This is a genomic window from Rhodococcus sp. USK10, from assembly GCF_019378875.1.
Lineage (GTDB): Bacteria > Actinomycetota > Actinomycetes > Mycobacteriales > Mycobacteriaceae > Rhodococcus_F > Rhodococcus_F pseudokoreensis.
Genome location: NZ_CP076048.1, coordinates 1,156,851 through 1,172,408 on the forward strand (window position 1 = coordinate 1,156,851; position 15,558 = coordinate 1,172,408).

At 67.7% G+C, this 15,558-nt stretch carries 15 protein-coding genes and 1 riboswitch; of the genes, 7 read left to right on the forward strand and 8 right to left on the reverse strand.

The genetic code is table 11. The annotated features are described in order from the left end of the window. Positions 1 to 41: 41 nt before the first annotated feature. The 3 genes from I1A62_RS12230 to I1A62_RS12240 all read right to left on the reverse strand — a co-directional run bounded on the left by I1A62_RS12230 (position 42) and on the right by I1A62_RS12240 (position 3,437). Complete coding sequence (locus I1A62_RS12230; protein WP_219458791.1) at positions 42 to 1,409, reverse strand: peptidase MA family metallohydrolase; 1,368 nt, start codon at positions 1,407 to 1,409, stop codon at positions 42 to 44. Between the two features lie 49 nt (positions 1,410 to 1,458). After that, positions 1,459 to 2,511: a C40 family peptidase gene (locus I1A62_RS12235; protein WP_124389935.1), complete on the reverse strand. Its 1,053-nt coding sequence runs from the start codon at positions 2,509 to 2,511 to the stop codon at positions 1,459 to 1,461. A gap of 380 nt (positions 2,512 to 2,891) precedes the next feature. Further along, a complete protein-coding gene (locus I1A62_RS12240; RefSeq protein ID WP_012688095.1) occupies positions 2,892 to 3,437 on the reverse strand; it encodes an NlpC/P60 family protein in 546 nt (181 codons plus the stop codon). 14 nt (positions 3,438 to 3,451) lie between these two features. Then, positions 3,452 to 3,616: riboswitch (cyclic di-AMP (ydaO/yuaA leader) on the reverse strand. Between the two features lie 457 nt (positions 3,617 to 4,073). Here I1A62_RS12240 and I1A62_RS12245 point away from each other — a divergent pair. Both I1A62_RS12245 and I1A62_RS12250 read left to right on the forward strand, forming a co-directional pair. Continuing rightward, on the forward strand, positions 4,074 to 5,840 hold the full coding sequence (locus I1A62_RS12245) for a DEDD exonuclease domain-containing protein (RefSeq protein ID WP_219458792.1): 1,767 nt from the start codon (positions 4,074 to 4,076) through the stop codon (positions 5,838 to 5,840). Next, a complete protein-coding gene (locus I1A62_RS12250; RefSeq protein WP_005247708.1) occupies positions 5,837 to 6,112 on the forward strand; it encodes an Lrp/AsnC family transcriptional regulator in 276 nt (91 codons plus the stop codon). The genes I1A62_RS12245 and I1A62_RS12250 overlap by 4 nt, the downstream gene beginning before the upstream one ends. 9 nt (positions 6,113 to 6,121) lie before the next feature. Here the strand turns inward: I1A62_RS12250 and trpD are convergent, their stop codons facing one another. Both trpD and I1A62_RS12260 read right to left on the reverse strand, forming a co-directional pair. Beyond that, the gene (gene trpD / locus I1A62_RS12255; protein ID WP_219458793.1) at positions 6,122 to 7,210 is read right to left on the reverse strand and encodes an anthranilate phosphoribosyltransferase; all 1,089 of its coding nucleotides are present in this window, start codon (positions 7,208 to 7,210) and stop codon (positions 6,122 to 6,124) included. Positions 7,211 to 7,254: 44 nt separating this feature from the next. Further along, on the reverse strand, positions 7,255 to 7,725 hold the full coding sequence (locus tag I1A62_RS12260; protein WP_124389932.1) for a hypothetical protein: 471 nt from the start codon (positions 7,723 to 7,725) through the stop codon (positions 7,255 to 7,257). A 126-nt stretch (positions 7,726 to 7,851) separates the two neighbouring features. Here I1A62_RS12260 and I1A62_RS12265 point away from each other — a divergent pair, with 126 nt between their 5' ends. The 4 genes from I1A62_RS12265 to I1A62_RS12280 all read left to right on the forward strand — a co-directional run bounded on the left by I1A62_RS12265 (position 7,852) and on the right by I1A62_RS12280 (position 12,197). After that, entirely contained in the window at positions 7,852 to 8,463 is a 612-nt protein-coding gene (locus I1A62_RS12265) for a heme-copper oxidase subunit III (protein ID WP_087556213.1), read from the forward strand. Between the two features lie 64 nt (positions 8,464 to 8,527). Beyond that, positions 8,528 to 9,379 (forward strand): cytochrome c, encoded by an 852-nt coding sequence (locus tag I1A62_RS12270; RefSeq protein WP_192581720.1) that lies wholly within the window; start codon positions 8,528 to 8,530, stop codon positions 9,377 to 9,379. Continuing rightward, positions 9,376 to 10,518 carry a ubiquinol-cytochrome c reductase iron-sulfur subunit gene (locus I1A62_RS12275; protein ID WP_124389931.1) on the forward strand — a complete coding sequence of 381 codons (1,143 nt, stop codon included), beginning with the start codon at positions 9,376 to 9,378 and terminating at the stop codon, positions 10,516 to 10,518. Before I1A62_RS12270 ends, I1A62_RS12275 begins: the two co-directional genes overlap by 4 nt. 29 nt (positions 10,519 to 10,547) lie before the next feature. Further along, complete coding sequence (locus I1A62_RS12280) at positions 10,548 to 12,197, forward strand: cytochrome bc complex cytochrome b subunit (protein WP_124389930.1); 1,650 nt, start codon at positions 10,548 to 10,550, stop codon at positions 12,195 to 12,197. Positions 12,198 to 12,199: 2 nt separating this feature from the next. Here I1A62_RS12280 and I1A62_RS12285 read toward each other — a convergent pair whose 3' ends face one another. Beyond that, a complete protein-coding gene (locus tag I1A62_RS12285; protein WP_219458794.1) occupies positions 12,200 to 13,150 on the reverse strand; it encodes a DMT family transporter in 951 nt (316 codons plus the stop codon). Positions 13,151 to 13,219: 69 nt separating this feature from the next. Between I1A62_RS12285 and I1A62_RS12290 the strand changes: the two genes are divergently transcribed. Continuing rightward, positions 13,220 to 13,828: a TetR/AcrR family transcriptional regulator gene (locus I1A62_RS12290; protein WP_219458795.1), complete on the forward strand. Its 609-nt coding sequence runs from the start codon at positions 13,220 to 13,222 to the stop codon at positions 13,826 to 13,828. A gap of 68 nt (positions 13,829 to 13,896) precedes the next feature. Here I1A62_RS12290 and I1A62_RS12295 read toward each other — a convergent pair whose 3' ends face one another. Both I1A62_RS12295 and I1A62_RS12300 read right to left on the reverse strand, forming a co-directional pair. Then, the gene (locus I1A62_RS12295) at positions 13,897 to 14,313 is read right to left on the reverse strand and encodes a cytochrome c oxidase subunit 4 (RefSeq protein WP_072945453.1); all 417 of its coding nucleotides are present in this window, start codon (positions 14,311 to 14,313) and stop codon (positions 13,897 to 13,899) included. A gap of 41 nt (positions 14,314 to 14,354) precedes the next feature. Next, complete coding sequence (locus tag I1A62_RS12300) at positions 14,355 to 15,422, reverse strand: cytochrome c oxidase subunit II (protein ID WP_124389927.1); 1,068 nt, start codon at positions 15,420 to 15,422, stop codon at positions 14,355 to 14,357. Between the last annotated feature and the right edge of the window lie 136 nt (positions 15,423 to 15,558).

Sequence of the window (15,558 nt, forward strand, 5' to 3'; positions counted from 1 at the left end):
GATCACCGTAGGGGGTCGGCCGCGCGGTCACCGACGCAGGGTCACCCCAGGTGAGCGCCCACCCAGTCGGTCCAGCGGTCCCGCAACTGCTCGGCGTCGACGCCGAGGACGTCGGACAGTCGTGCGTCGACCGTGTCCGGATCGGACTCCCCCACGGCCAGTGTCCGGTACAGCTCCGTCAGCTTCGATTCGCCGTACTGCTCCGCGACGAACGCGTTGATCGACCACGCGGTCTCGTAGGCCACGGAGCCGCGTTCGCCGGATTCGGAGAAGTCGGTGTTCTCGGGGAACCCGGTCGGCGGACCCTCCGCGCCCACCTGCGCGGTCAGGGCCGGCGCGATCTGCCGTGCGGCCTCACCGGTTCCCCGGTAAGCGGCGTACTCGGCGTAGCCCTCCAGCACCCACATCGGTGAGCGGTCCACCGTCTCGGCGCGCGCCGCCACGTGGATGAGTTCGTGTCGCAGTATCGCCCGCCGGGTGACGTCGGTGAGCCGTTCCGCCGACGAGGGGCTGAACACGATCCGCTGCCCGGTGACCGCGCCGGCGTCGGGGTCGACGGCGTCCGAGATGGCGACCGCGGCGATGCCGAAACCGTCGTGATCGGGACCGACGAGGGCAGTGAACTCGTCCTGCGATCCGGCGACCCACACGAGCGCGCGGCCCGCCCAGTCCGAACCCCACAGCTGGGTGGCGTTGACGACGGCGGCGGGGAGTTCCTCCGCCAGCCGGTCCACCATCGCGACGTTCTCGGGATGCCCGAGCACCACCGACGTCCGGCCGTCGCCGGTGTCGACGCGGCGCGACACGACGGTTCCGAAGTCCCACGGTCCGCGCCAGGTCCGCCGCTCGCCGTCCACGGTGGCACTGTCGCTGACGAGTGCCCAGCTGTCGCCGCGCCGGGCGACGACGAGCGCGACCGGTTTGCGGGTGGGGCTGTCGTCCGCCCCCGCGATCGCGTAGCGCAGTTGCACGGCCGGCGCCCACACCTCGTCGGCCCCGAGCGCGTCGACGAGGCTCGACGGCACCACCGTCTCGGGACTCTCGGTGATCTCGTAACCCCAGTCCGAGAACTCCACCCCGGCAACGTTGCTCGCGCGGCGCGTCTCGGCGGCGAGGAAGCCCGGCGACGCCGCCCGATCCATCAGACCCGACAGCCGGGCCGTGTCGTTCGTCCGCACGGCCGACGCCCACGTGTCGAGGAGCGCCTGGACGGCCGCTGCACGCGACTCCGAGCCGGCCTGCGCGGTGCCGACCGCCCCGTCGGCGCCCCGCTCGTCGTGAGAGAACCCGGTCAGCGCGAGTACGACGACGACGGCGAGGACGAGTCCGGCCAGCGCGGCGAGCTCCCACGGGCGCGCCTGACGGCGTGAGGTCGGCTCCGTTGCGGGAGACGGGTCTGATGCGGGCACGCCGGTGAGTGTATGAGCACGCCCGCGTGCCGTCGCCGGACGGTCGCCGTCAGTAGCGGCGCGCCCCGTAGAAGGGGAACTTCGCCATCGACTCGATCTTCACCGGCACACCGAACGTCGAGGCGTGGAGAATGTTGCCGTTTCCTGCGTAGAGGCCGACGTGGGACGCGTCGTTGTAGAAGAGGACGACGTCGCCGGGCTGGAGTTCGTCGCGGGACACCGGGGTGCCGCCGCTGGCCTGAGCCTGACTGGACCGCGGGAGCGTCTTGCCGATCTGCTTGTACGCCCAGACGACGAGCCCGGAGCAGTCGAACTGGTCGGGGCCGGTGGCGCCCCACACGTACGGGTCGCCGATGCGGGTCATGCCCGCCTGCAGCGCGCTCGTGCCCGAGCCGGGGGTGAGGTGCGCGAGGATCGTGTTGGGGTCGAAGCCGGGCGGGAAGGGCGTCCCCGCCAGCTGGTCGCGTTCGGCGCCGGTGAGATCTCCGAACGCTTTGATCACGTCGGCGATTTGCGCCTGCAGGTCGCTCTGCTTGCGCTGCAGATCGTCGCTGACCACCTTGGCCTGTTCGGTCGCCGCCCGCGCGGAATCCGCCGACTGCTTCGACGCCTCGGCCGCCTTGGTGGCGTCCGACGTGGCCGACTGGAATTGCGCGACCTGGTTGCGGGTGTCGTTGGAAATGGCGTCCAGCGCGGACATCTGATCGAGGAGTTGCTGCGGTGAGTCGCTGACCATCACGGCGAATAGGCGATTGGTCCGGGCGCCCTGGTAGTTGGCGGTGGCGAGTTTGTTCACCACGGGCTGGAAGACGGCGACTCGCGCGTTGGCCTCGTCGAGAACACCCTGGTCCGCCGCGAGCCGGGCGTCCGCATCGCGCTGTGCCGACTGCTTGGCCTCGAGATCGATCTGCGCGTTGTGGAGGGCCTCCGACGTCTGCTCGGACTGCCGGGACAGGTCACCGAGCTTCGTCAGCGCCTCGGTCGGGTTGGTGGTGACCGGGTCCGCACCCGCCTGGATCGAGGGCAGCGACACGAGCGCCACCGACAGCACTCCGGCTGTCAGCACGCTGCCCAGGGAGCGCTTCATCTTGTGTGAGGCCACGGAAATGCGGTTCTCCGATCGTCGATCTCCACCAGCCGGGTCGGGTGTCCGATGCGCGGCTCAGGAATTTCCACGGCCGATGCGACCGCGGAGTGCCGAAGAGGTGGTGACCCGGCGTTGCCGCCCGGTTGGCGCGACAAGACTTCGCAAGGTCTCGGATAGGTTACGGAATGGCATACGTTTGTGTCCACCCATGTCACGACGGGGGTGGCGGGGACCACCGGCCTGGCGAACGACACGCTGTCTGCCTGGGGCGCAACGACATCGAGGGTGGGTTCGAATTGTAATTCGAACCCACCCTCGGTGGTCGTGCGAGATCCTGCGAAGCTACCCCGTGCATCCCCGCCCTCGACTCGGTGGATGCCTCGCCTCGTGTCGGATCAGTAGCGGCGTGCGCCGTCGAAAGGCATGGACGCGATGGGCGCCAACTTGACGGGCTGGCCCTCGGTGGAGGCGTGGATCACGTTGCCGTTGCCGGCGTAGATGCCCGAGTGCGAGCCGCCGTAAAAGGAGATCACGTCGCCGGGGCGGAGATCGGACTGCGACACCGGGGTACCGGCGGCCGCCTGCGCGTAGCTGGTGCGCGGCAGGTTCAGTCCGGCCTGCTTGAACGCCCACTGCACCAGGCCGGAGCAGTCGAACGAGTTCGGACCTGCGGCGCCGTAGACGTACGGCGAGCCGAGCTTGGTCTGAGCGGCCTGAACGGCCTTGTCACCTGCGGTGCTGCCCGGCGCGGGGGGCGCGGGAAGGTTCGGGACACCGGGGATCTGCGGGATGACGACACCCGGGATCTCGAAGGTTCCGACACCGGGGATGGTGATGGGGTCTGCGGCCGCGGGGGCCGCGGTAGCGGTGAGCGCTCCGACTGCGAGCGCGCCGGCGACGACTGCTCGTCGCACATTCCGCTTGGAAACTTGTGACGCCACGAAAGGGGTACTCCGTTTCTTCCATTCATCCGCCGACCGAGTTAGCTGACGGGTTCGGGCTGGGAAGATCAGCCCTACCCACCGGTGCGTGAGGACGTCCCGGCGGGATTCACCCCAGTAGAAACTTGGGTTCCCGGTACGACCGCTCTCGCGAGTGGCCGATTAGGCGGTGACTAGCGATGCTGCCCCGGTGTTGGGGCTGCGAGACTCCGCTAGGTCTCAGGAAGGTTACGAAATGGAATACCCCGATGTCGACCGGAACACGCGGAAAGTGTCCGTTTGCACCGTTTCGGGGTTTGCGGGCGCGCGATACCCACATTCGGTAACGACTGGATAACAAGCGGTATGTTTCCGTTCGCTTTTCGACAGCGGGAGTGGGGATTTCGCGTAGCCCCGCGACTCCCCTTCCTGGACTCGCGCCACATTCCCGCTGTTCAACGGGGGTGGCGCGGACCCTGTTCGACAGGCGCGCCGGACCCGCAGCCCGCGGTCCCCGCGCCCCGGGAACCGCCGTTCCGGGTCGCGCGCTCGACCGTCGGCCAACCCTCCGCCGGAGCCCGCAGACGGGCAGTGTGATCCTCGTCTCTCCGGGCTCCCCGGGCGGGTCTGTCGGTGCCCGTCCATACGCTCTGAGCCGTGAGTGTCCCCGGCGTACCCGAACAGCTGAGATTCGACGAGCTCGACACCCCGCTGCGGGACACCACGTTCGTGGTGGTCGACCTCGAGACCACCGGAGCGCGACCGGGCGAGGACGCCATCACCGAGATCGGTGCGGTGAAGATCCGCGGCGGCGAGGTGATCGCCGAGATGGCCACCCTGGTCGACCCGGGACGGTCCATCCCGCCGCACATCGTCGAGATCACGGGCATCACCAGCGCGATGGTGATCGACGCGCCGCGCATCGAGCGCGTGCTGCCCGCGTTCCTCGAGTTCGCACGCGGGGCGGTGCTCGTCGCCCATAACGCCCCCTTCGACACCGGCTTCCTCAAGGCCGCCGCGTCGGCCACCGACACCCCCTGGCCCAAGTTCACCGTGCTCTGCACGGTCAAACTGGCCCGGCGCGTCCTCACCCGCGACGAGGCGCCGTCCGTGAAGCTGTCGTCGCTGGCCCGGCTGTTCGACGTCGGGACCACCCCGACCCACCGGGCCCTCGACGACGCCCGCGCCACCGTCGACGTGCTGCACGCCCTCATCGCCCGGGTCGGCAACCAGGGAGTGCACAGTCTCACCGAGCTCGTCGACTACCTACCCGACGTCTCCTCGCACCAGCGGGCCAAACGCTCGCTCGCCAGTCACCTCCCCCGTTCGCCCGGCGTCTACCTGTTCCGCGGACCGTCCGACGAGGTCCTCTACGTCGGCACGGCGACGGATCTGCGCCGCCGGGTGCGCAATTACTTCACCGGCTCCGAGACGCGCGGCCGGATGAAGGAGATGGTCGCGCTGACCACCCGGATCGACCACGTCGAATGCGCGCACGCTCTCGAGGCGGGTGTGCGCGAGCTCCGGCTGCTCGCCGCACACACGCCGCCGTACAACCGGCGGTCCAAGTACCCGAAGCGCGGCTGGTGGATCACTCTCACCGCGGAGGCCTTCCCCCGGCTGTCGGTGGTGCGGACCCCGTCCGCCGATTCACTCGGTCCGTTCCGGTCCCGCTCGACCGCCGTCGACGTCGCCGACGTCCTCGCCGAGTACTGCATTCTCCGCACGTGCACGAGCCGGATTCCGAAGGGACGGGCGCACGGTGCGCAGTGTCCGCCGCGCGAGCTCGGGCGCTGCCCCGCGTCCGTCCACGGCCGCGACACGGAGGACGCCTACCGTCCCGGTCCGGAACTCTTCCGGCTCTTTCTGCGCGGCGCCGACGACGCGCCGCTGCACCGGATGCGCGCACGGGTGGAGGAACTGGCCGCGGGCGAGTTGTTCGAGAACGCCGCGCGGCTGCGGGATCGCACCGCGGAGGTCGTCCTCGCATTGCGCAGAATGCAGCGCCTGGCGGCCTTGACCGCCCTCGATCAGCTCGTGGCCGCCCGCCCCGCCGCGACCGGCGGCTGGGAGTTCGCAGTGATCCGTTCCGGGCGTCTCGCGTCCGCGGGCTGCGCCCGGCGGGGAATCCACCCGATGCCGGTGGTCGACGCGCTCGTCCTCACCGCCGAAACCGTCGTTCCGGACGCGACTCCGCTTCGCGGCGCATCCCCCGAGGAGGCCGGACTGCTCGCGCGCTGGCTCGACCAGGACGACACCCGGATCGTCAGCGCATCCTCGGGGTGGTGTGAGCCCGCACGGGGTGCCGGATCCTGGTCCGAGTGGTGCGCGCTCGCCCGCGCCGGCAGCGCGTCGACACGGGACGCCGAGACCCGACCACCCGCACCGGGTTCCGCCGACCACCGCTTAGGCTGGCGATCATGATCAACGCCATCGTCCTGATCCACGCCGAAGCCCACCGCATCCCGGAGACCGCTCAGGCCGTCGCCGACATCGAGGGCGTCGACAAGGTCTACTCCTGCGCAGGCGACGTCGACCTCATCGCGATCGTGCGGGTCCGGGACCACGCGAAGATCGCGGAGGTCGTCACCGAGGGAATCAACAAGGTGGACGGCGTCTCGCGGACGGCGACGCACATCGCGTTCCAGTCCTACTCCAGCGCCGACGTGGAAGCGGGCTTCTCCATCGGCGAATAGGTCCGCCGGCTACTTGCTGGTGGCCAGGCCCGACGTGAGTTCGGCCCACCGGCCGAGCAGCGTCGCCGCCGCTCCGCTGTCGATGGACTGCGCCGCCGTCGAGAGCCCGTCCGACAGTCCCTCCTCGAGAGTGCGGCCGCCGAGACCCCGGAATGCCGCGATCGCCGCCGCGGCGTTGAGCAGGACCGCGTCGCGGACGGGCCCGGTCTCACCCGCGAGAAGTCGCCGCGCCACCGCCGCGTTCACGTCGGCGTCGCCGCCGCGCAGTTCGTCGAGCGACACCCGCGCGATGCCGATGTCGCGGGGGTCGAATTGACGGGTGGTCACCGACCCGTCGGCGACGATGTGGACGGTCGACGTGGTCGACGTCGTCAACTCGTCCAGGCCGTCGTCGCCGCGCACCACCAGCGCCGAATTGCCGCGCTGCGCGAGCACACCGGCCACCACCGAGATCAGACCCGGGAAGGCGCAGCCGATGAGGCCGGCCCGCGGACGAGCCGGGTTGGTGAGCGGTCCGAGCACGTTGAAGACGGTCGGGATGCCGATCTCCTTACGCGGCGCGCCCGCGAACCGCAGGGCGGGGTGGAACACCGGCGCGAAGCAGAAGCCGATGCCGACCTCCCGCACGCAGCGGGCCACCTCGTCGGGGCCGAGATTGATCTTGACGCCGAGCGCCTCGAGAACGTCCGCCCCACCACTCTTGGAGGACGCCGCCCGGTTCCCGTGCTTGACGACGCGGATGCCGGACGCCGCGACCACGAGTGACGCCATCGTCGAGATGTTCACCGTGTTGGAACGGTCACCACCGGTGCCGACGATGTCGACGACGTCGTCGTCGACGGGGACCTTGCGTGCGTGCCCGAGCATCGAGTCCGCCAGGCCGCGCAACTCCTCCGGCGTCTCGCCTTTCATCTTGAGGGCGACGCCGAATGCCGCGATCTGCGCGGACGTGGCGTTGTCCGACATGATCTCGTCCATCGCCCATTTCGCGTCGTCCACCGCGAGGTCACGTCCGTCGGTGAGCGCACCGAGGACCGACGGCCAGGTGCGTGCAGGCAGCACACCGTCGTTGGTCCCCTGAGCAGTCGGGCTCTGCATCGTCGTGTCCCCTTGTACTAGTGGCGGATCCGATCCCTGGCAGCCTAGTCACCGGGCAGATCGGACTCGCGCGCCGGTTGCGTCGCGTCCCATCCGTCGACCGAGCCCCCGAGCCGCTGGGCCAGCCCGGCCATCCTCGACCGTTCCTGGGAGCAGTGCAGGGCATCGAGGACCTGGACCCGCTGCAGCACGAGTTCGACGGTCGCACCGTCCTCGGCCGGAGACGCCTGCCCGTCCGGATGCTGCGGCCGGTAGCCGTCCTGGGCGGCGATCGACACGGCGTCGGCCACCGAGGACGCAGGCAGCCGCAAGTGGTGCCGCAGTACTGCTTCCGCGCCGGCGTCCCAGCGCGGATCCTCGGCGGCGGCACGGTCGAGCGCGGTCGAGCACGCTTCCACGTCGTCGAAGCTCGAGGCGACGACCACGAGGTCGGGCCGATCCTGATCGAGAGGGGTCTGCTTCCGACTTCCGAACAGTCGCCGCAGCCACCCCGTACTGTTGTCTCCAGAGCGCATGACTCCACCCTTTCACGGTCTGCGACCAGGCTGTCAGCAGGGAGAATCGGACAAGCGGGGCGCCTCGGCGCGCCGAGGGTGGACCCGGGTAGTCGTCTCTTACGACGAAGCGTCATACTTCTGTCTGTGACGAGCGCAGTAGGGACTTCAGGATCAGCAATCACCCAACGCGTGCACTCGCTGAACCGACCTAACATGGTCAGCGTTGGCACCATCGTGTGGTTGTCAAGTGAGCTCATGTTCTTCGCAGGGCTCTTCGCCATGTATTTCGTGGCGCGATCGCAGGCGAATGGAAACTGGCCGCCGGAGCCGACCGAGCTGAACCTGTTTCTGGCCGTGCCGGTGACGCTGGTGCTGATCGCCTCGTCGTTCACCTGCCAGATGGGTGTCTTCGCAGCGGAGCGCGGCGACGTCTTCGGCCTCCGCCGGTGGTACCTCCTCACGTTGGCGATGGGCACCTTCTTCGTCCTCGGGCAGGGATACGAGTACATCCACCTCATCGAAGAGGGCACCTCCATCTCGAGCAGCGTGTACGGCTCGGTCTTCTACATGACCACCGGCTTCCACGGCATGCACGTGATCGGCGGCCTCATCGCGTTCGTGTTCCTGATCGCCCGCACCAAGGTCAGCAAGTTCACGCCCGCCCAGGCCACCGCCGCCATCGTCGTCTCGTACTACTGGCACTTCGTCGACATCGTGTGGATCGCCCTGTTTGCCACGATCTATTTCATCCGTTGATCAGCTGAACGCCCCAGGCAGCCCCCTGACGTCCAGTCCGTCCCGACATACCAAAGGGATACAGATGAGTTCATCCCCCCCTCCCGCATCCGACACCACAGCGTCTGCCGCCAAGGCACGCCGCCAGCGGAAGCTCCGCAGGCGCGCCATGGGCGCCCTGGTCCTGATGATGGGACTGGTCAGCGCCGGTTTCCTCGCGTCCGCGTTGACGCCAACCCCGCAGGTGGCCACCGCCACCGATGATCAGGCAGCACTGATCCGCGAGGGCAAGCAGTTGTACGACACCTCGTGCATCACGTGCCACGGCGCGAACCTGCAGGGTGTGCAGGACCGCGGCCCCAGCCTGATCGGTGTCGGCGAGGCCGCCGTGTACTTCCAGGTGTCGTCGGGACGTATGCCCGCATCGCGCAACGAGGCCCAGGTCGAGCGCAAGCCCGTCAAGTTCGACGCCGAGCAGACGGACGCCATCGGCGCGTACGTCCAGGCCAACGGCGGCGGCCCCACGGTCATTCGCGACGAGAACGGCGAAGTCGCCCAGTCTTCGCTGCGCGGCGGCGACATCGGACGCGGCAGCGAGCTGTTCCGTCTCAACTGCGCGTCCTGCCACAACTTCACCGGGCGCGGCGGTGCGCTGTCGTCCGGTAAGTACGCGCCGGTCCTCGACCCGGCCAACGAGCAGCAGATCTACACCGCGATGGTCACCGGTCCGCAGAACATGCCCAAGTTCTCGGATCGTCAGCTGACCCTCGAGGAGAAGAAGGACATCATCGCCTACATCAAGTCGTCGGGCGAGACGAAGCAGCCCGGTGGCTACGGACTCGGCGGCATCGGTCCCGCCTCCGAGGGCTTGGCCATGTGGGTCGTCGGAATCATCGCTGTCGTCGGTGCAGCACTGTGGATCGGAGCAAGGTCATGAGCGACGCTGGCCAGCCGGGCGGCGCCACGCCAAAGAAGTACACGGATGCAGAACTCGAGAACCTGAGCCGCGACGAACTGGTCGAGCTCGGCACGAACCTCGACCACGTCGATGTCGCGTTCCGCCGCAACCGCTGGGCGGTTCCGGGAACGAAGGCCGAGAAGCGCGCCGAGCGGTCGGTCGCGTTCTGGTTCGCACTCTCCGGCATCTCCGCGATCGCGTTCATCGCGATCTACCTCTTCTGGCCCTGGGAGTACGCGGGCTCCGGCGAGGAGCACTACTCGGCGTACAGCCTGTACACGCCGCTGATCGGCCTCACCATGGGTCTGGCCATCCTCGGCCTCGGTGTCGGCGCGGTGCAGTTCACCAAGAAGTTCATCCCCGAAGAGGTGTCCATCCAGGACCGCCACGACGGTGGATCGTCCGAGGTCGATCGCAAGACGATCGTCGCGGAACTCGGCGACTCGTTCGACACGTCGACGCTGGGACGCCGCAAGCTCCTCAAGCGCACCCTGATCTTCGGCGGCGGTGCCCTCGGCATCATGTCCGTCATGCCCCTCGGTGGTCTGATCAAGAACCCGTGGGCCAAGCGCGACGACTCCCCGCTGTGGGTGTCGGGGTGGACCCCCCGCTACGAGGGCGAGACCATCTACCTGCGCCGCGACACCGGTCGTCCCGAGGACGTCGTCCTGGTTCGCCCGGAAGACCTGGACGCCGGCGCCATGGAGACGGTGTTCCCCTTCCGCGAGTCCGATCGCGGCGATCACGACGCGCTGCTCGAGGCGCTGCGCGGCATCCGTAACGCGACCATGCTCATCCGCCTCCGCACGGAGGACGCGGCAAACGTCACCAAGCGCAAGGGCCAGGAGAGCTTCAACTACGGCGACTACTTCGCCTTCTCGAAGATCTGCACCCACCTCGGCTGCCCCACCTCCCTGTACGAGCAGCAGACCAACCGAATCCTCTGCCCGTGCCACCAGTCGCAGTTCGATGCGCTGACCTACGGAAAGCCGATTTTCGGTCCGGCCGCTCGTGCACTTCCGCAGTTGCCTATTACAGTGAACGAAGAGGGTTTCCTAGTCACAACAGGTGACTACATCGAAGCTCTCGGCCCGGCATTTTGGGAGCGTCGACCGTGACCGACAACAAACCGTCTAAACTGAGCGCGATGGCCACAGGCCAGGCGGAAGCGATGGACTCGCGCTACCACCTCGCAGCGGGAATGCGGCGGCAGATCAACAAGGTCTTCCCCACCCACTGGTCGTTCCTGCTCGGCGAGATCGCGCTGTACAGCTTCGTCATCCTGCTGATCTCCGGTGTCTACCTGACCCTGTTCTTCGACCCGTCGATGGCGCACGTCGTCTACAACGGTGCGTACGAGCCCCTGCGCGGCGTCACGATGTCCCGCGCGTACGAGACCACGCTGAACATTTCGTTCGAGGTCCGCGGCGGCCTGTTCGTCCGTCAGATCCACCACTGGGCTGCGCTGATGTTCGCGGCGTCGATCGTCGTGCACCTGCTGCGCATCTTCTTCACCGGCGCCTTCCGGCGTCCGCGTGAGGCCAACTGGGTCATCGGCTGCTTGCTGCTGATCCTGGCGATGTTCGAGGGATTCTTCGGCTACACCATCCCCGACGACCTGCTGTCCGGCACCGGCCTGCGCGCCGCGTTCTCCGGCATCACGTTGAGCATCCCGATCGCAGGCACCTGGATGCACTGGCTGATCTTCGGCGGCGACTTCCCCGGCGACCTGATCATCCCCCGCCTGTACGTCGCGCACGTCCTGCTGTTCCCGGGCATCATCCTCGCCCTGATCGCCGGTCACCTCGCGCTCGTCTGGTACCAGAAGCACACTCAGTTCCCCGGCCCCGGCCGCACGGAGACCAACGTCGTCGGCGTCCGGATCCTCCCGGTGTTCGCGGTGAAGTCGGGTGCGTTCTTCGCGATCACGTTCGGCGTTCTCGCCGTCATGGGTGGCGTGCTGCAGATCAACCCGGTCTGGACCATCGGCCCGTACAACCCGGCGCAGGTGTCGGCGGGTTCGCAGCCCGACATCTACATGATGTGGACGGACGGCCTGGCCCGTCTGTGGCCGGCATGGGACATCTACCTGTTCGACCGCTACACCATCCCGTCGGTGTTCGCCGTCGCGTTGATCATGGGTCTGGTGTTCACGGTCCTGATCGCCTACCCGTGGATCGAGAAGCGTCTGACCAAGGACGATGCTCACCACAACCTGCTGCAGCGTCCGCGCGACGTTCCGGTGCGTACCGCGATCGGTGCGATGGCGATCGCGTTCTACGCCGTCCTGACGATCTCCTGCATCAACGACATCATCGCGTACCACCTGAGCATCTCGCTGAACGCGATGACGTGGATCGGCCGTATCGGCATGGTGTTGCTGCCTCCGATCGCCTTCTTCGTCGCCTACCGGTTCTGCCTGGGTCTCCAGCGCAGCGACCGTGAGGTCCTCGAGCACGGCATCGAGACCGGCATCATCAAGCGGATGCCGAACGGTCAGTACATCGAGATCCACCAGCCGCTCGGCCCGGTCGACGACCACGGTCACCCGATCCCGCTCGAGTACCAGGGTGCGACGGTCCCGAAGAAGATGAACAAGCTCGGTTCCGCCGGCAAGCCCGGTTCCGGCAGCCTCGTCACGGCCGACCCGGTCGAGGAGAGCCTGGCCCTCGAGCACGCCCTGCACCACGGCGAGCACGAGCAGCTCACGATGCTGCGGGAGTACCAGGACCGTGCCCACGGCAACGGTTCGCCGACCTCCGGCAACGGATCGTCCGGCAACGGCGAGGCGCACTAGCCTCACCTCCGCAACCGAGCAGAGCCCCGAACCACTTCCGGTTCGGGGCTCTGTTCGTCTGTCCGGACCGTGCGCGCTCCTCTCCCCCGCGGCGGCGCACGGAACACGAGCACGACCGCCCCGAGGCCGAGGAGAAGTCCGAGGGCGGTAAGGCCCCCGAACGGTTCGCCGAACATCACGGCCCCCCAGATCGCCGTCACGGGTGCCATCAGGAACATCAGGGCATTGACCCGGGTGATTCCGCTCCGGCGCAGCACGAGCCAGTACAGGCCGTAGCCGCCGACGGTGGACAGGACGATCAGCCACGCCACCGACCACCAGAACGGTGCCGTCGCCGACGGCGACAGCTTTCCGGCGCACGCGGCGAGGGCGGTGAACAGCACGGCGCTGGTCGCACAGTGCACCGTGAGAGCCACGGCGGGATCGGTGTCGTCCGGTGAACGGCTCTCCACGAATGTCGCGGCCACCAGCGACAGCATTCCGGCGAACGGCACGAGGTATGCCCACCACGGCACGCCGGAGGCCGCGGTGGCGTCGCCGGCAGTGACGATCACGACACCCGTCAGTCCGAGCAGCAGCCCCCACCACTGCCTGGCCGCGACGTACTGACCGAGCAGTGGGCCTGCCAGCACGGCGACGACCAGGGGCTGGGTGCCGTCGATCAGTGCGGTGGTGCCGGTCGAGACGCCGAGTCCGATCGCCTGGTAGACGGTCAGCAGATACCCGGTCTGCGACAGCGCGCCCACCACCACACCACGGCGGAGCGCACGGAATCCGACTTCCCGCCAGCGGGCGCGGTGGAACAGGACCGCGCCCACGGCCAGCGCGACAGCCAATGGAAGGAACCGCCAGGTGAGCACCGTGAGCGCGTCCGCGTTCCCGGCGCCGAGTTTGGCCCCGATGAAACCGGAACTCCAGCACAGGACGAACATCACGGTGAACAACGCGTTCACGAATGACCACCACCCAAGTAAACAGATCGGTTTACTTCCCGAAAGTACACCGATCTGTATACTTCTGTCATGGATTCTGTGCCGTCACCGCAGCGCGTCACGCTGACACCGGGCGCGCGACGGGCGCTGGCCGCGGCGGGTCGGCTGTTCTACGAGCGGGGAATCCACGCGGTCGGCGTCGATCTCATCGCCGCCGAGGCCGGCGTCGCGAAGAAGACGCTCTACGACCGTTTCGGGTCGAAGGAACAGATCGTGGTCGAGTACCTCGCCGACCGGGACGAACGGTGGCGAGCGTTACTCGCCGGCCGTCTCGACGCCGTCGGCGACTCGCCCGAACGGCGCCTGACGGCGATCTTCGACGCATCCCGGGATTGGACAGCGGAGAACAGCGCGAAAGGGTGCAGCATGGTCAACGCGCACGCGGAGATCAGCGACCCGTCACATCCGGCGTACGCGATCATCATCGGCCAGAAGCGGTGGATGCTCGACCTGTTCACCGGCGTGTGCCGGGACGCGTCGGTGCGCGATCCGGAGACACTCGCGCGCACCGTCATGCTGCTCCACGAGGGCGCCCTGGTCGCGCACGGGTTGCAGGTGTTCCCCGATGCGGTGCGACTCGCGTCCGAACAGGCCACCGCGCTCCTCGCCGCGGCGGCGGTCCCGAACCGCGAACGCTGACGACGAACGGCGGAGGCGCCGAACCCCCAGAGGGATTCGGCGCCTCCGCCGTCACAACAGTGTGTGGACTAGTGCTTTTCGGGTCCGACGTAGTACTCGAAGACGAGACCCGCAGCGGCGGCCAGCACGGCAACCACGGCGACCACCAGCATCCACGGCTGGAAGAACGCCATCGAGACTGCGACGAACGCGGCCGCGGCGGCGAGCAGGATCGGCCAGTAGCTACCGGGGCTGAAGAACCCCAGGTCGCCTGCGCCGTCGGCGATCTCCGCGTCCTCGTAGTCCTCGGGACGGGTGTCGAGGCGACGGGCGACGAACCGGAAATACGTTCCGATGATCAGCGTCAGTCCCGCCGACAGGCAGATGCCCGTCAGACCCGCCCACTCGATACCGGTTCGTGAAACGGCGGTGAAGACGCCGTAGACGATCGCGACGAGAATGAAGAATACCGTCAGGATCTCGAAGAGCTTGGCTTCGATCTTCATATCAGCACTTGTCCTTGGTCAGTGAGGTATCAGCAGCAGGTTCAGTTACCTTCGACACCGCTCGCCTGCTTGTAGCCGCGATCGGTGGTGAAGGGAGACGTCGACGTCGCGACAGGGGACTCGCCGATGGCCTGCAGAGCCTCCGCCGTGGTCAGATCCCGGCCGCCCTCGCTCGCCGGCTTGCGCAACTCGATGTACTGCGCGAACTTGTCCGGGCTCACGGCGCGAACCTCGAAGTTCATCATCGCGTGGAACGTGCCGCACATCTCGGCGCAGCGCCCGACGAAGGCACCTTCCTTCTCGATCTCACTGATCTGGAAGACGTTGTCGGAGTGGTTCTCCTTGGGGTTCGGGTTCACGTCGCGCTTGAACAGGAACTCCGGCACCCAGAACGCGTGGATGACATCGGCCGAGGCCAGTTCGAACTGGATCCGCTTGCCGGTCGGCAGGACGAGGATCGGGATCTCGTTGCTCGAGCCGACCGTCTCGATCGTGTCGTAGTGCAGGTAGGACAGGTCCTGGGGGACCTTGCCGTGGATCGGCCCGGGCAGGGCGTGCTCACCCTCACCCTCCGCCTCGGGCGCCGATGCAGCCTCGACGGCGGCCTGCGCCTCCTGGTCGACACCGTCGTACAGGCCGCCACCCTCACCGAGGTCGATGGAGCGGTAACCGAACTTCCAGTTCCACTGGTACGCAGTGACATCCACCACCACGTTGGGGTTGTCCTTCTTCTCGAGGACATGGTTCTGCACGACCACCGTGAAGTAGAACAGCACGGCGATGATGACGAACGGAACCGCGGTGTACGCCAGCTCCAGCGGCACGTTGTATGCCGTCTGACGCGGGAACTCGGGTGAGTCCTTCTTCTTGCGGTGGAAGATCACCGCCCAGAAGGTGAGTCCCCACACCAGCACACCCATGACGAGGGCGGCGATGACCGACCAGGTCCACAGTTCACGCATGCGGTGCGCCTGCGGGGTTACGCCCGAAGGCCACCCGAAACGAAGCACCTCGTTGTCGATTGAACAACCCGACAGCAGCAAGGCAGCAATGCCCAAAGATACTGCCAACCCTGCCCGCCGAAGGATCCGACCTTGCGCCACGTTCACGCCTTCCTGATCGCCGCAAATTCCACTAGGGCACACCCGATGGGAAGGCCCAATTACTACGCAGCGTAGACCAAAGGCGGCGGCTCTCCATCCTCGGGTCGGGCGATGTGTCGCTGTCGTTGTCGCGGCGGTGCCG

Coding starts and splice junctions, on each gene's coding strand:
- I1A62_RS12250 (WP_005247708.1), top strand. CDS start 5,837: ATGATCAACGCCATCGTCCTGATCCACGCCGAAGCCCACCGCATCCCG.
- trpD (WP_219458793.1), bottom strand. CDS start 7,210: ATGCAGAGCCCGACTGCTCAGGGGACCAACGACGGTGTGCTGCCTGCA.
- I1A62_RS12260 (WP_124389932.1), bottom strand. CDS start 7,725: ATGCGCTCTGGAGACAACAGTACGGGGTGGCTGCGGCGACTGTTCGGA.
- I1A62_RS12270 (WP_192581720.1), top strand. CDS start 8,528: ATGAGTTCATCCCCCCCTCCCGCATCCGACACCACAGCGTCTGCCGCC.
- I1A62_RS12275 (WP_124389931.1), top strand. CDS start 9,376: ATGAGCGACGCTGGCCAGCCGGGCGGCGCCACGCCAAAGAAGTACACG.
- I1A62_RS12280 (WP_124389930.1), top strand. CDS start 10,548: ATGGCCACAGGCCAGGCGGAAGCGATGGACTCGCGCTACCACCTCGCA.
- I1A62_RS12290 (WP_219458795.1), top strand. CDS start 13,220: ATGGATTCTGTGCCGTCACCGCAGCGCGTCACGCTGACACCGGGCGCG.
- I1A62_RS12295 (WP_072945453.1), bottom strand. CDS start 14,313: ATGAAGATCGAAGCCAAGCTCTTCGAGATCCTGACGGTATTCTTCATT.